Origin of the sequence: Tabrizicola fusiformis (assembly GCF_013328815.1) — a bacterium.
GTDB lineage: Bacteria > Pseudomonadota > Alphaproteobacteria > Rhodobacterales > Rhodobacteraceae > Fuscibacter.
Window position 1 is genome coordinate 260157 of the sequence record NZ_JABUHN010000002.1, and the last position, 14582, is coordinate 274738.

The 14582-nt window shown below is 65.8% G+C and carries 12 protein-coding genes; 10 read left to right on the forward strand and 2 right to left on the reverse strand.

Annotated features, from left to right (window positions below; translation table 11 throughout):
* Positions 1 to 125 precede the first annotated feature (125 nt).
* The 7 genes from HS053_RS03865 to HS053_RS03895 all read left to right on the forward strand — a co-directional run bounded on the left by HS053_RS03865 (position 126) and on the right by HS053_RS03895 (position 9479).
* Entirely contained in the window at positions 126 to 893 is a 768-nt protein-coding gene (locus HS053_RS03865; protein WP_174209889.1) for a phosphoribosylaminoimidazolesuccinocarboxamide synthase, read from the forward strand.
* Between the two features lie 85 nt (positions 894 to 978).
* Entirely contained in the window at positions 979 to 1218 is a 240-nt protein-coding gene (purS, locus tag HS053_RS03870; RefSeq protein ID WP_174209890.1) for a phosphoribosylformylglycinamidine synthase subunit PurS, read from the forward strand.
* 137 nt (positions 1219 to 1355) lie between these two features.
* A complete protein-coding gene (locus tag HS053_RS03875; protein ID WP_174209891.1) occupies positions 1356 to 2393 on the forward strand; it encodes an alcohol dehydrogenase catalytic domain-containing protein in 1038 nt (345 codons plus the stop codon).
* A gap of 142 nt (positions 2394 to 2535) precedes the next feature.
* Positions 2536 to 3204, forward strand: coding sequence for a phosphoribosylformylglycinamidine synthase subunit PurQ (gene purQ, locus HS053_RS03880; RefSeq protein WP_174209892.1), 669 nt, complete (start codon positions 2536 to 2538; stop codon positions 3202 to 3204).
* 46 nt (positions 3205 to 3250) lie between these two features.
* Positions 3251 to 5017 carry a sensor histidine kinase gene (locus tag HS053_RS03885; RefSeq protein WP_174209893.1) on the forward strand — a complete coding sequence of 589 codons (1767 nt, stop codon included), beginning with the start codon at positions 3251 to 3253 and terminating at the stop codon, positions 5015 to 5017.
* Between the two features lie 3 nt (positions 5018 to 5020).
* Positions 5021 to 6349, forward strand: coding sequence for a sigma-54-dependent transcriptional regulator (locus HS053_RS03890; protein WP_174209894.1), 1329 nt, complete (start codon positions 5021 to 5023; stop codon positions 6347 to 6349).
* Between the two features lie 439 nt (positions 6350 to 6788).
* Entirely contained in the window at positions 6789 to 9479 is a 2691-nt protein-coding gene (locus tag HS053_RS03895) for an Rne/Rng family ribonuclease (protein ID WP_174209895.1), read from the forward strand.
* A gap of 42 nt (positions 9480 to 9521) precedes the next feature.
* Here HS053_RS03895 and HS053_RS03900 read toward each other — a convergent pair whose 3' ends face one another.
* The gene (locus HS053_RS03900; protein WP_174210082.1) at positions 9522 to 9752 is read right to left on the reverse strand and encodes a sulfurtransferase TusA family protein; all 231 of its coding nucleotides are present in this window, start codon (positions 9750 to 9752) and stop codon (positions 9522 to 9524) included.
* A gap of 174 nt (positions 9753 to 9926) precedes the next feature.
* On the opposite strand from HS053_RS03900, the gene HS053_RS03905 reads away from it, so the two are divergent.
* The 3 genes from HS053_RS03905 to HS053_RS03915 all read left to right on the forward strand — a co-directional run bounded on the left by HS053_RS03905 (position 9927) and on the right by HS053_RS03915 (position 13293).
* The gene (locus tag HS053_RS03905; protein ID WP_174209896.1) at positions 9927 to 10667 is read left to right on the forward strand and encodes a cytochrome c biogenesis CcdA family protein; all 741 of its coding nucleotides are present in this window, start codon (positions 9927 to 9929) and stop codon (positions 10665 to 10667) included.
* A 62-nt stretch (positions 10668 to 10729) separates the two neighbouring features.
* Positions 10730 to 11956 carry a hypothetical protein gene (locus tag HS053_RS03910; protein ID WP_174209897.1) on the forward strand — a complete coding sequence of 409 codons (1227 nt, stop codon included), beginning with the start codon at positions 10730 to 10732 and terminating at the stop codon, positions 11954 to 11956.
* The gene (locus HS053_RS03915) at positions 11953 to 13293 is read left to right on the forward strand and encodes a cytochrome P450 (protein ID WP_174209898.1); all 1341 of its coding nucleotides are present in this window, start codon (positions 11953 to 11955) and stop codon (positions 13291 to 13293) included. Before HS053_RS03910 ends, HS053_RS03915 begins: the two co-directional genes overlap by 4 nt.
* On the opposite strand, the gene HS053_RS03920 is transcribed toward HS053_RS03915, so the two are convergent.
* Complete coding sequence (locus tag HS053_RS03920; RefSeq protein WP_174209899.1) at positions 13290 to 14345, reverse strand: LacI family transcriptional regulator; 1056 nt, start codon at positions 14343 to 14345, stop codon at positions 13290 to 13292. The genes HS053_RS03915 and HS053_RS03920 overlap by 4 nt on opposite strands.
* Between the last annotated feature and the right edge of the window lie 237 nt (positions 14346 to 14582).

Below are 14582 nucleotides of genomic sequence, written 5' to 3' on the forward strand. Positions count from 1 at the left end.
GAGCCTGCCAGAGCAGGCCGGATTCGTCACGCCTGGGTTGCGTCTGGGCTGAGGGTTGCTTATAGCCGCAGCCAAAGGGAGGGGTGGCCAGCGCCGCCCCGTTTCCCATTGGAACAGAGGCATTCATGGCGCGCAGGAAAAAGGTCTACGAAGGCAAGGCGAAGATCCTTTACGAAGGGCCAGAGCCGGGCACCCTGATCCAGTATTTCAAGGATGATTCCGCCCCGTCGCAAACCGAAGCCGCCCCGGCTGCGGTCGATGGCAAGGGCGTTCTGAACAACCGGCTGTCGGAATTCTTCATGGCCGGGCTGAACTCGATCGGCGTGCCGACCCATTTCATCCGCCGCCTGAACATGCGCGAGCAACTGGTGCGCATGGCCGAAATCATCCCGCTGGAAGTGGTGATCCGCAACTTTGCCGCCGGCGATCTGTCGTCGCGGCTGGGCATCCCCGAGGGCACGCCGCTGCCGCGCCCGATTGTGGAATATTACTACAAGGACGAACGGCTGAACAATCCGATGGTGGCCGAAGAGCATATCGTGGCCTTCGGCTGGGCCAACCAGCAGGATCTGGACGATATCGTGGCGCTGGCGCTGCGGGTGAATGACTTTCTGTCGGGCGTGATGATGGGCGTGGGCATCCGGCTGGCCGATTTCCGGCTGGAAGTAGGCCGGGTCTGGGAGGGCGATTTCATGCGCCTGATCGTGGCGGATGAGATCAGCCCCGACAGTTGCCGTCTCTGGGATATCCGCGCCGCCGCCGAGCGCGAGGCGGCCGGCGCGCAGGGGACCGAACCCGGGCCGCTGGCGGATGTCTATTCGGAACTCGCCCGGCGTCTGGGGGTGCTGCCCTCGAACGTCACGCATACCACCAAGCCGACGCTGATCAACTGAGCCGCACTTGCCTCTTGCCGCCCGGCGATGCGGGCGGTAAGGGGCGCCATAGCCTGAAACCAGCCTGCAACCTTCGGAGAATGCCATGAAAGCCCGTGTCACCGTGATGCTGAAAACCGGCGTTCTGGATGTTCAGGGCGAAGCGGTGCGCCATGCGCTGGGCACGCTGGGCTTTGCCGGGGTGCAGGGGGTGCGGCAGGGCAAGGTGATCGAGCTGGATCTGACCGAAACCGATGCCGCCGCCGCCGAAGCCGCCGTCAAGGCGATGTGCGACAAGCTGCTCGCCAATACCGTGATCGAAAGCTACCGCGTCGAGCTGCTGTAAGCGCGACGCAAATTCCTTCGAAGGAATTTGCAAATCTTTTCGAAAAGATTTGCGTTGCGCGACCGGAAACGTCGCGCCCGGGCAGGACGCCGTGCAGGGCCGCCGCCGTAATGCAGTGAGCTTTCGGAGAGTTTGCCATGCGTGCTGCCGTCATTCGTGCCTATAACGCCGACCTCAGCCTTGAGACCGTCGCCGATCCGGTTTGCGAGGCCGATGGCGTGGTGCTGAAGGTGCTGTCCTGCGGCATCTGCCGCAGCGACTGGCACGGTTGGGTGGGCGAGCATCCCAAGGTCAAGCCCGGCGCCATTCCCGGCCATGAATATTGCGGCGAGGTGGTCGAGGCCGGGCCGCTCTCGGGCTGGAAGCCGGGGGACCGGGTGATCGCGCCCTTCATCCTGTCCTGCGGTCAATGTCCCGAATGCCGGTCCGGCCACAGCACCACCTGCCGGGCGCAGCGGGTGCCCGGCTTTGGCGAGCCGGGGGCCTGGGCGGAATATGTCAGCGCCCCCCACGCCCATAACCTTGCCCGGCTGCCGGAAAGCCTGTCGCCCGCGCTGGCGGCGGGGCTGGGCTGCCGTGTCACGACCGCCTGGCACGCGCTGACCGGGCGGGCGGCCTTGCAGGCGGGTGAATGGCTGGCGGTGCATGGCACCGGCGGGGTGGGGCTGTCGCTCTTGCTTCTGGGCCGGGCGCTGGGCGCGCGGGTGGTGGTGGTCGATGTGGTGCCCGAAAGGCTTACCCATGCGCTGTCGCTCGGGGCGGAACTGGCCTTCGATGCGCGCGAGGGCGATGTGGCGGCGCGGATCGTCGAGGCGACCGGGGGCGGCGCCCATGTCAGCGTCGAGGCGCTGGGGATCGAGGCGACCGCCAATGGCTCGATCGAATGTCTGCGGCCCATGGGGCGGCATGTGCAGGTGGGGCTGCCGGTGGGCCATACCGCGGTGATGCAGATCAACATGAATGCCGTCTATATGAAGCAACTGGCGCTTTACGGCTCGCGCGGGATGCCGTCCTGGCGCTATCCCTCGCTTCTGACGATGATCGAGACCGGGCGGGTCGATGTGCGGCCCATCGTGGCGCGTGAGGTGCCCTTGTCGGCGACCAGTGCCGAGTTGCGCGCCTTTGGCGGGCCGATGCCGCCCGGTGTGGCGGTGATCACCGATTTCGCCGGGTAAAAGGGGCGCTGCCCCTCGGCCCCCGATGGGGGCCTCACCCCGGGATATTTTCGCCAAGATGAAAGCCGGGGCCGGATTGGCTCTGGATGCCGCGGCTGCATTGCGCTAAGGCCGGGCCATCCCCAGACAGAGGATTTCCGCGATGAAAGCTGCCGTCGTTACCTTCCCCGGGTCGAATTGTGACCGCGACCTTGCCGTCGCCTTCGAGCGGGCGGGCTATCAGGTGGCGCGGGTCTGGCACAAGGACAGCGCCCTGCCCGAAGGGGTGGATGTCGTGGGTGTGCCGGGCGGCTTTTCCTTTGGCGATTATCTGCGTTGCGGGGCCATCGCCGCGCAATCGCCCATCGCGGCGGCGATCCGGGCCCATGCGGCGCGCGGCGGCTATGTGCTGGGCATCTGCAACGGCTTTCAGGTTCTGACCGAGATGCAGCTTCTGCCGGGCGCGCTGATGCGCAATGCCGGGCTGAAATTCGTCTGCAAGCCGGTGGGGCTGCGGGTGGAGACCACCGACAGCGCCTTTACCGCCGGTTATGGCAAGGGTTCGGTCATCACCGTGCCGGTGGCGCATCACGATGGCAATTACACCATTGATGCCGAGGGGCTGGCGCAGTTGCAGGCCGAAGACCGCATCGCCTTCCGCTATACCCAGACGCCCAATGGCGCGATGGATGACATTGCCGGGGTGCTGTCGGCCAACCGCCGCGTGCTGGGCATGATGCCCCACCCCGAGCGGGTGGTGGACCCGGCCCATGGCAGGGCCGATGGGGCGGCGTTGTTTGCCAGCCTGATGGGCGGGATGGCGCTGGCCTGAGCGGGCCTGCCTTGAGGGCCGGCAGGGGGGCGCCTAAACTGGCGCCATGCAGGACGTGAACGATCCGACCCAAAGCGGCGATTCCGCCCCCGCCGCCGTTTCCTGGCGGATGCGTCTGGCTGTGGGCCTGCTGCTGGTCGTGGCGGCGGGCACGGTTCTGACCACCAACCGCTGGCTGTCCGAGCGGTTTACCGAAACCACGCGCAACCGGGCCGAGCTGCGGCTGGCCTTGTATTCCGGTAACGTTATCAGCGAGTTGCAGCGCACCTCGGTTGTGCCCTTGCTGTTGACGGATGATCCCGCGATCCGCGATGCGCTGGTGCGCGACAGCTTTCCCGACACCACCCTGCGCCTGATGCAGGTGCAGGAGGAAATCGGCGTCGCCTCGATCATGCTCTTGGACAAGGACGGGCGCACTGTGGGGGCGACGGACCGCAACCTTCTGGGCACTTCGCACCGCGACCGCAGCTATTTCTTCGAGGCGCAGCGCAGCCGCGACACGGTCTTTGCCGCCGCTCCGCGCGAAGGGGGCGGGTTCGACTTTACCTATTCGCGCGGCATCACCGCCGAGGGGCGGGTGCTGGGTGTGATCGTGGTCGGCGTGGACCTGATGAAGCATGAACGCGCCTGGGCGGGCCTGCAGGACGAGGTGGTGGTGGCCGACAGCGAGGGCACCGTCCTTTTGGCGACCGAGCCGGTCTGGCGCGGCAAGTCGGTGGAACAGGCGCTGATCTCGCCCGAGGCGCCTTCGGCCTTTGGCCGGGCGCTGAAAGGGGCGGCGGATTGGGCGCAGAACCCGCCCGATGCCTATGTCTCGGGCGAGGCGGTGCTGCGGACCGAGGCGCGGGTGCCGTTCCGCGGCTGGAAGATGATCACCTTTACTGAATATGATTCGGTGCGCGAACGGGTGAACGGCGTGATCGCGCTGGAGATCATGGGCTTTGCCATTCTGGCGGCGCTGACATTCTACATGCTGTCGCGGCGGGCCTGGTCGCAATCGCAAAGCTTCCGGCGCGAGTCGGCGGAGTTGCGTCTGCTGAATGCCCGGCTCAGCCGCGAAATCGCCGAGCGCGAGAAGGTGCAGAAGAACCTTGAGGTTGCCGAACTGACCCTTGCACAATCGTCCAAGCTGGCCGCGCTGGGGGAAATGTCAGCGGCGGTCAGCCATGAGCTGAACCAGCCATTGGCGGCGATGAAGACCTATCTGGCGGGCGCGAGGCTGTTGTTGCAGCGCAAGCGGCCGGAAGAGGCGCTGTCGTCGTTCCAGCGCATTGACGATCTGATCGAGCGGATGGGCGCCATCACCCGGCAGCTCAAATCCTATGCCCGCAAGGGCGGCGAGGCGTTCGAGCCGGTGGATTTGCGCAACGCGCTGTCGTCCGCGCTGTCGATGATGGAGCCGCAGTTGAAGGCACGGGTGGTGCGTATCACCCGCACCCTGCCGCGCCAGCCCGTCATGGTGATGGCCGACCGCATCCGGCTGGAGCAGGTGATCATCAACCTCTTGCGCAATGCACTGGATGCGACCAAGGACGTAGCTGCGCCGCAGATCGACCTTCTGCTGTCGGCGGGTGAGCTTGCCACGCTGCGGGTGCGTGACAACGGCCATGGCATCAAGGAACTCGATAACATTTTCGAGCCTTTCTATACGACGAAAAAGCCCGGCGAGGGTGTCGGACTGGGGCTGGCGATTTCGTCCGGCATCGTGACCGATCTTGGCGGACGACTGACGGCCCATAATGCCGAGGGCGGTGGGGCGGTTTTTGAAATGCAATTGCCGGTTCTCGGCAAGGAAGCGGAAGCAGCGGAGTAACGCATGGCACGAGCGATGAAAGTGGCGATCGTGGATGACGAGGCCGACATGCGGGCCTCGATCAGCCAGTGGCTGGCGCTGTCGGGCTTTGACACCGAAACCTATTCCAGCGCCGAAGAGGCGCTGAAGGTGATCGGCCCGGAATGGCCCGGCGTGGTGGTCAGCGACATCAAGATGCCGGGAATGGATGGCATGGCTTTCCTGAAGCGGCTGATGGGGATGGATTCCGGCCTGCCGGTGATCCTGATCACCGGGCACGGCGACGTGCCGATGGCCGTCGAGGCGATGCGGATCGGCGCCTATGATTTCCTTGAAAAGCCCTTCAACCCCGACCGGATGACCGAACTGGCCAAGCGCGCCACGCAGGCGCGGCGGCTGACGCTGGACAACCGGGCGCTGCGCCGGGAACTGGCCGATGGTTCGGTCCTGATGAAAAAGCTGATCGGCGGTTCCCCGGCGATGGAGCGGCTGCGCGAGGATATCCTTGATCTGGGGCAGGCGGACAGCCACGTCCTGATCGACGGCGAGACGGGAACCGGCAAGACGCTGGTGGCCCATGCGCTGCACGCAGTGGGGCCGCGGGCCTCGAAGAAATTCGTCACGGTGTCCTGCGCGGCATGGGGCGAGGATCAGCTTGCGGCCAAGCTCTTTGGCCCGTCCGAGGACGGCAACCTGCCGCTGATCGAAGAGGCGCGGGGGGGAACCCTGTGTCTGGAAGACATCGAAAGCCTGTCGCACCCGTTGCAGGCGCGGCTCTTGACGCTGATCAACGAACAGGGCACCCCACCGGAAACCCGGATCATCGCCATCTGCAACGAACACGCCCCCGACCGCACGCTGGAAGATGCGCTGCGGCCCGACCTGTTCTATCGGCTGGGCGCCATGACCATCATCTGCCCGCCGCTGCGGGCGCGGGGCGAGGATATCCTGACGCTGTTCGCCCGCGCTTCGGAGCAGTTTTCCGAGGAATATGGCTGCGACGCGCCGCAGGTGACGGCGCAGGAGGCCGCGCAACTCTTGCAGGCGCCCTGGCCGGGCAATGTGCGCCAGTTGGTGAATATCGCCGAGCGGGCGGTGTTGCAGAACCGGCGCGGCTCGGGCTCGATCGCCTCGCTTCTGATGGCCGACAACGAAAACTCGGGGCCCGCGATGACGACCGAGGGCAAGCCGCTCAAGGAATATGTCGAAAGCTTCGAGAAGATGCTGATCGACAATACCATGCGCCGCCACAAGGGCAGCATCACCGCCGTCATGGACGAATTGTGCCTGCCGCGCCGGACGCTGAACGAGAAGATGGCGAAATACGGGTTGCAGCGGCAGGATTACGTCTGACTGGGCGCCTTGGCGGGCGGTGCGTGCAAGCACGCACCCTACCGCGGGGCTGCCCCGACGAATCCCCATTGTCATTCGCCGGTTTTTGCCCATAGGGTCGTCTTGCGCGTGTCATGGACACGTCACGGAATTCTCCCCTTCCGCTCTGGCGCGTTACCCGCACCGAAAAGAAGGGGTCGGATCGGCCCGGCAACGGGCTGCTAGCTTGCCCGCAAGTCATTGACGAAACGGGCTTTTTCAGGTGGGCGGCGCAAGCCGCTCTGGTGAGACCCGCAATGGAGCGTGCGTTCAACAGGCTGACAGGCGAGGGGTGCCCACAGGGCACAGCCCGCCCGCAAGCCATGCGCGCCCTAGCCCGAACAAGACGCCTCAACCCGATTGCCCTTGACGCCGGACCTGGGTCCGGCCCGGGGGCATCGACCGGGCGCAAGAGAAATACATGTCACGCAAAATGCTCATCGACGCCACCCATTCCGAGGAAACTCGGGTGGTCGTGGTGGACGGAAACAAGGTTGAAGAATTCGACTTTGAAACCGTAAACAAGCGCCAGCTTGCCGGAAACATCTATCTGGCCAAGGTGACGCGGGTCGAACCCTCGTTGCAGGCGGCCTTTGTGGATTATGGCGGAAACCGCCATGGCTTCTTGGCCTTTGCCGAAATCCACCCGGATTATTACCAGATCCCCGTGGCCGACCGCAAAGCCCTGCTGGAAGAAGAGCGCGCCTACAATCGCGCGCAAGAGGAAGAGGACAACCGCCGCCAGCGCGCCCGTCCGCCCCGCCCCGCGCCCAAGGCCGAAACCGCCGCAACCGGCGATGAGGTCAGCATCGGCGGCATGGATGTGGTCGATCTGGGCGAGGAAACCGGCGCCGATGCGCTGGTCGAGGCGGCGGCCCCCGCCGATCATGCCCATACCCACCACGTCGCTTCGGTCGATGCCGAAGACGGCGAGGCGCCCTATCGCTCGATCGACCATGCATCCGACACCGATGACGAGATCGAATCGATCGCCGAAGAGGATGTGGCCGAAGAAATCAGCGCCCCGCGCAAGCCGCGTCCGCGCCGCTACAAGATTCAGGAAGTGATCAAGGTCCGCCAGATCATGCTGGTGCAGGTGGTCAAGGAAGAGCGGGGCAACAAGGGCGCCGCACTGACCACCTATCTGTCGCTGGCCGGTCGGTATTGCGTGCTGATGCCCAACACGGCACGCGGCGGCGGCATCAGCCGCAAGATCACCAATGCGGTGGACCGCAAGAAGCTGAAGGAAATCGCGCAAGAGATCGAGGTGCCCGATGGCGCCGGTCTGATCATCCGCACCGCTGGCGCCAAGCGCACCAAGCCCGAGATCAAGCGAGACTGCGAATATCTCATGCGGCTCTGGGAAGAGATCCGCGAGCTGACCCTGCGCTCCATCGCGCCGGCCCAGATCTATGAGGAAGGCAACCTGATCAAGCGCACGATCCGCGACCTTTACTCGAAAGAGATCGAGGAAGTGCTGGTCGAGGGCGAGGCGGGTTACCGCACCGCCAAGGACTTCATGCGGATGATCCTGCCGGCCAATGCCCGCGATGTGAAACGCTATGACGAACAGATGCCGCTTTTCGCCCGCTATCAGGTGGAAAGCTATCTGGGCGGCATGTTCAACCCGGTGGTGCAACTGAAATCCGGCGGTTACATCGTCATCGGCATCACCGAGGCTTTGGTTGCCATCGACGTGAACTCGGGGCGCGCCACGAAAGAGGGGTCGATCGAGGAAACCGCGCTCAAGACCAACCTTGAAGCCGCCGAAGAGGTCGCCCGCCAGTTGCGCCTGCGCGATCTGGCCGGTCTGATCGTGATCGACTTCATCGACATGGAAGAGCGGCGCAACAACGCCGCCGTCGAAAAGCGCCTCAAGGACAAGCTGAAGACCGACCGCGCGCGGATTCAGGTTGGCCGCATCTCGGGCTTTGGCCTGATGGAGATGAGCCGCCAGCGCCTGCGCCCGGGGATGCTGGAAAGCACCACCCAGCCTTGCCCGCATTGCCATGGCACCGGGCTGATCCGCTCGGACGACAGCATGGCGTTGCAGGTGCTGCGCGCGCTGGAAGAAGAGGGCACGCGCAAACGGTCGAAGGAAGTGCTGCTCAAGGCGCCGGTCGGCATCGTGAACTTCCTGATCAACAACAAGCGCGAGCATATCGCGCTGATCGAGGCCCGCTATGGCATGTCGGTACGGATCGAGGCCGATCCCTCGCTGATCAGCCCCGATTATGCGATTGAAAAGTTCAAGACCGCCACCCGCGTCGTGCCCGAACCGGGCGCGGTGATTTCCGGCAATGCCAGCCTGATGGGCGCGCCGGTGGCCGAAGAGGATGAAGCCGACGATCTGGTCGAAGAAGAGATCGCCGAAGAGGCCGAGGACGAGGCGGTTGAAACCGCCGAAGCTCCGGCCGCTGCCGAAGCGGCCGCTGGCGGCACCAAGAAGCGCCGCCGTCGGCGTCGTCGGCGGAAACCGGGCGCTCCGGGGCAGACGGATGCCGCGGGCAGCGAAGGCGATGACGACGGCGAAGAGGATGACGGCGAAGATGGCGATGCCGCCGAAGCTGTCGTCGAGGTGGTTGAGGTCGTGGCCGAGGTTGCGGTTGTTGCCGAAGCCGAAGCCGTGGCTGCGCCGGTTGCTGAAGTTGTCGTCGCTGACGTGGCTGCTCCTGCTGCCGAAGCCGTGGCCGAAGGGGCTGAAACCGCACCCAAGCGCACCGTGACCCGCACCCGCCGCGCCGCTGCCCCCAAGGTGGCTGCTGCCGAGGCGGAACCGGCCGCGCCGAAGACCACCCGCAGCCGCGCTCCGGCCAAGCCCAAGGCCGCCCCGGTCGAGGCGCCCGTCGAAGCTGCCGATGCGGCAGTCAAGCCGAAAACCACCCGCAGCCGCAAACCGGCGGCCCCCAAGGCCGCACCGGAAGCCGCAGCCGAAACCCCGGCCGAAGCCGCCGCGCCGGTTGCGGAGCCGGCTGCAGAACTTCCGGCGCTGCAACCCGATCCCGGTCTGGCCACCGTGGCCGCCGAAGGTCCGGTTCCCGATCCGCAAGAGGCGGCGGCGCCCGAACCTGCGGGCGACAAGCCCCGGCGCAAGGGCTGGTGGTCGCGCTGATCACAAGAGAGGGCGGCAGGTGATCCTGCCGCCCTTCGTCTTTCAGCCGCCGCGCCGGATCAGATAGAGCCCAAGGCCCCCCTCCTGCCGCCCCTCCAGAAAGTCATGCCCCGCTTCGGCGCAGAAATGCGGCAGGTCCACTGCCGCCATGCCGTCAGTCGCCCGCACCCGCAGCACCGCACCCGGCGCCATCGCCATCAGCCGCTTGCGCGCCCGCAGCACGGGCAGCGGGCAAAGCAGCCCCTCGCAATCCAGCTCTTCATCCCATTCCATGGCCGGCTCTTTCATTCTGGCCTTTCATCTTGGCCCAAATATCCCCGCCGGAGGCTCCTGCGCCAGCCCCCAATGCACCCCACGCAGGCGTGACCGCCCGCCGCAGGCCAGAGGGGTGCCAAGGGGGTGACGCCGCGTGCCGCCCGCGCTACACCCTTGATCAAAGGAGCCCCCATGTTCGGCATCGACCTTTTCGACGCGGCGCTGATCCCGGCCATGACGGTGGCCGCCCTTGCGGGTGTGCTATCGTTTCTCAGCCCCTGCGTGCTGCCCATCGTGCCGCCCTATCTGGCCTATATGTCGGGCATTTCGGTGGGCGAGATGAAACAGGGCCGGTCGCCCCTGCTGGCGGCGCTGTTCTTTGTTCTGGGGCTTTCGACGGTCTTTCTGCTCCTCGGGGCTGCCGCCTCGGCCTTTGGCGCGTTCTTCCTTGGCAATGCCGATCTGTTCTCGACTGCTGCCGGGATCGTCGTCATGGTCTTCGGGGCGCATTTCCTGGGGGTGATCCGCATTCCGCTTCTGGACCGCGAAATGCGGATGGATGCGGGCCAACAGGGCGGCTCGGCCTTTGGCGCCTATGTGCTGGGGCTGGCCTTCGCCTTTGGCTGGACCCCCTGCATCGGGCCGCAACTGGGCGCCATCCTGTCGCTGGCGGCGCAAGAGGGCAGCGTGGGCCGCGGCATGGCGCTTTTGGCCGTCTACGCCGCCGGGCTGGGCCTGCCCTTCTTGTTGGTCGCGGCCTTCTTCGCGCGGCTCTCGCCTTTGGTGACTTTCCTCAAGCGTCACGCCCAAAGGATCGAACGGATCATGGGGCTGCTGTTGTGGACCATTGGCCTGCTGATGCTGACGGGGGGCTTTTCGGCCTTTTCCTTCTGGCTGCTGGATACCTTCCCGAGCTTAGCCGAACTGGGCTAGCCTGACCAAGATTCGCCCCATTCTGCCGCCAGAGTGGCGCCGGAAGGGAAGACCGGATGAGGATGGACAGACCACAGGCAGACAGCGCGCGCTTGGCGGAAACCCGCGTCTTCCGGCGGCGGGTGTTCTATATTCCGGGCTATGATCCGTTCCACCCCCGCCGCTACCGCGAGCTTTACCGCAAGGAGGGGCAGGCGCAGGCGCAGGTTTCCGGCTATGAACTGGGCTTGCGCCCGCGCCGGGGCAGCGGCCCCTATGGCTGGAGCGCCACCGCTACCATGGACGGCGCCCGCGCCGAAGCCGAGGTTGAGGTGCTGGTCTGGGCCGATATCGTCAAAGGCTCGATGTCGGCGGGGATTGCCGCCACCTATCTGCAACTGGTCCGCACCGCCTGGGCCTATATCGGGTCGGGCGCGCTGTTCCGGCTGATGCGGCTGCGCAAGGGGCCGATGATCGCGGCGCTTTACCCCATCGTCTTTCTTCTGGCGCAGCTTGCCGTGGCGCTTCTGGCGGGGTGGGGCATCGGGCGGCTGGCGGGGCTGATCCATCCTCTGGCGGGCTGGGCGGTGGGGCCGGCGCTGGTCTGGCTGGTGCTGCGTGGCTTTCGTCGCTGGGACAACAAGGTCTTTGCCTGGTATCTGATGCATGACTACGCCTATTCGGCGCAAGACGGCGGCGCCAACCCGCCCGAGCTTGAGGCGCGGATGGTCGCCTTTCGTCAGCAGATCGCGGTGGCGCTGGCCGAGGATGTCGATGAGGTTCTGGTGGTCGGTCATTCCTCGGGCGCGCATCTGGGGGTGTCGATTCTGGCCGACCTGATCCGCGCTGGCCTGCCCGAACGGCGCCCGGCGCTGGGCTTTCTGACGCTGGGGCAGGTGGTGCCGATGGTGTCCTTCCTGCCCAAGGCGCGGCGGCTGCGGGGTGATCTGGCCTATCTTTCGGCGCGTGATGAGCTGACATGGGTGGATGTGACCGCCCCCGGCGACGGCTGCGCCTTTGCGCTTTGCGACCCGGTGGCGGTGACCGGCGTGGCGCCCGAGGGCAAGCGTTGGCCGCTGGTGATTTCGGCGGCGTTTACCCAGACACTCAGCCCCGCCCGGTGGAAAGAATTGCGCTGGCGGTTTTTCCGGCTGCATTTCCAGTATCTTTGCGCCTTCGACCGCCCGGGGGATTACGATTACTTCCGCCTCACCGCCGGGCCGCAGACGCTGGCCGCGCGCTATGCTGGCAGGGCAGCGTCGAAAAGCCGGATCGAAACCCCGCTTTCGGGGTATAGAACCACCGGATGAGACCGCCGAAACCCGAACCCCGCCCCGATCGCGTCTCGCTATGGCGCCATCTGCGGCTGTTCCGGCAGGATATCCTTTCGGCGCAGCCCGCCCGGCTTTACCGCGCATGGATGGCCGAGTTCCGCACGCCGTTCTTCCGCAGCTATCTGTGCAACGATCCAGCGCTGGTCGCCCGGGTTCTGGTCGAGCGGTCCGACGATTTCCCGAAATCCAACCGCATCCGTGAGGGTCTGGCGCCGCTCTTGGGCAATTCGGTTTTCGTGACCAATGGCGCGGTCTGGAAGCGGCAGCGCCGCATCATCGACCCGGCGTTTGAGGGGGGGCGGTTGCGTGACACCTTCCCGGCGATGGTCGCGGCGGGGCAGGGCGCGGTGGCCCGGCTGCCCGAAGGTGTGGTCGAGGTCGAAGAAGAGATGAGCCATGCCGCGGCGGATGTGATCTTCCGCACCCTGTTTTCGATTCCGATCGAGCATGAACTGGCCACGGCGGTCTTTCACGAATTCCGCGCCTATCAGCGCAGCCAGCCGATCCTCAACCTTGCCGCCTTCCTGCCGCTGCCGCGCTGGGTTCCACGCTTTCACCGGCGGGCCACCAAACGCGCGGCTGCCGCGATCCGCGCGCTGATCACCCGGCTGTGCGAGGCGCGGGCGGCCGAGATTGCGGCGGGAACGGCCCCCGACGATCTGGCCACCAAGATCATGACCACGCCCGATCCCTTATCGGGAGAGCGGTTCACCACGGCCGAAATGGGCGATCAGGTGGCGATCTTTTTCCTTGCCGGGCATGAAACCAGCGCCTCGGCCCTTGCATGGGCGCTGTATCTGTTGGCGCTGCATCCGCAGGTGCAGGAGCGGGTTGCGGCCGAAGGGGCGACCTTGGGCGAAAGCCCCGAATTTTCCGCCATTAGCCGCCTGAAATACACCCGCGATGTCTTCCGCGAGGTGCTGCGGCTTTATCCGCCTGTGCCGATGATGGTGCGCGAAAACACCTGCCCCGAGGGGATGCGCGACCGCCCCGTCGCCCCCGGGGCGCAGATCGTGCTGTCGCCTTGGCATCTGCACCGACATGAACGCATTTGGGACAGGCCGGATGATTTCGACCCCGACCGCTGGCAGACCGAGGAAAACCGTGCCTGCGCCCGCGATGCCTTCATCCCCTTTTCGGCAGGGCCACGGGTCTGCACCGGGGCGGGGTTCGCCATGGTCGAGGGGCCGCTCTTGCTGGCGCAACTTGCTGCCGCCTTCCGCTTTGAACGGGCGGGCGAAGACCCGGTTCCGGTGGCGCATCTGACGGTGCGGGCGCGCGACGGCATCCGCCTGCGGGTCACCCGGCGTTAGCGTAGGGCGTCAACATCCTGCGGCACTTCCAGACCTTGCCCCCGGTCGGCGGGCGGTCGCCGCTCAATCGCGGCCATCACCGCATGGGCCAGAAAATCGCCGGCGCGGCTGACATCCTCGTGGATCACGATGATTTCCTTGCGGAACCGCTTGAGAAAGCGGATCGCCTCCTTGGCCACCAGATCGAAATCGGCGCCGATATCATAGCCCGCCGCCTCTGCCCCCGCGACCGCCGCCATTGCGGCCGTGGTTGAAGCCGAGACCATCCCGTCCGGCGCCGGCAGTTGCGAAAAGCGGGCGTTGCAGGCGGCTTCGACCGCATCGGCGCCGCTGTCGGAATCGAAGATTTCGGCGATTTCGCCGATCACACCATGTTGCGCACAGGCATCGAGAAAGCCGTTGCGCATATGCAGGCCATAGTTCTGCGCCCGGGGCGGCGGGATCAGATACAGCCGCTGCCGCCCCCGCTGTGCCAGCGCGCGCACCGCAACCCGGGCAAACGCCTCGTTGTCGAAATCGAAATAGGGATGGTCCAGCCCCATCGCCGTGCGGCCATGGGTGGCAAAGGGAAAGCCGTGCTGCGCCATATAGGCCACGCGCGGATCGTCGGGCCGGGTCTGGTTCAGGATGATGGCATCGGCACTTTCGGTCTCGACCACATAGCGGACCGGCTCCATCGGGTCTTGATCGGGGAAATAGGGCATCACCACCAGATGATAGGCCGTGCCGCGCAGCGCATTGGCGATCGAATAGATCAGCCGCGAGGTGTGGTTCATGATGTCGGCTTCGGTGGACAGGATCAGCGCGATCACATTGGTCTTGCCGGTGCGCAGGCGCACGCCGGCGCGGTTGGGCCGGTAACCCAGCCGCAGCGCGGTTTCGCGCACCCGCTTCTTGGTTTCCTCGCCGATGTCGGGGGCATCTTTCAGGGCGCGGCTGACGGTGGCGATGGCAAGGCCCGTCGCGCCGGCGATGGTCTTCAGCGTCGGGCGTTCATGGGCGCCTGCCTCGGCAAGGATGCTCGGGGTCGGGCCTGCCGGTGATTCTGTCATGCCCCATCTCCTGCGGGAAACCGTCCCGCGGCAGTTACCATTATGTGCCCCCGAACAGGGCGATTCGCCTTGTCCCTGCGGCGCGCCAAGCCGCCGTGACCGTCCGTCAAACCCCGTAATCCCAAGGCTATAGCACGGGAGGCGGGGCATGGCAGCAGGGCAGCCAACGCCGATTCAGACTTGTAATGAAGGCCCGAAAATTACCGGACCACAAGCGAAAAGATTGCTTGATCGGTG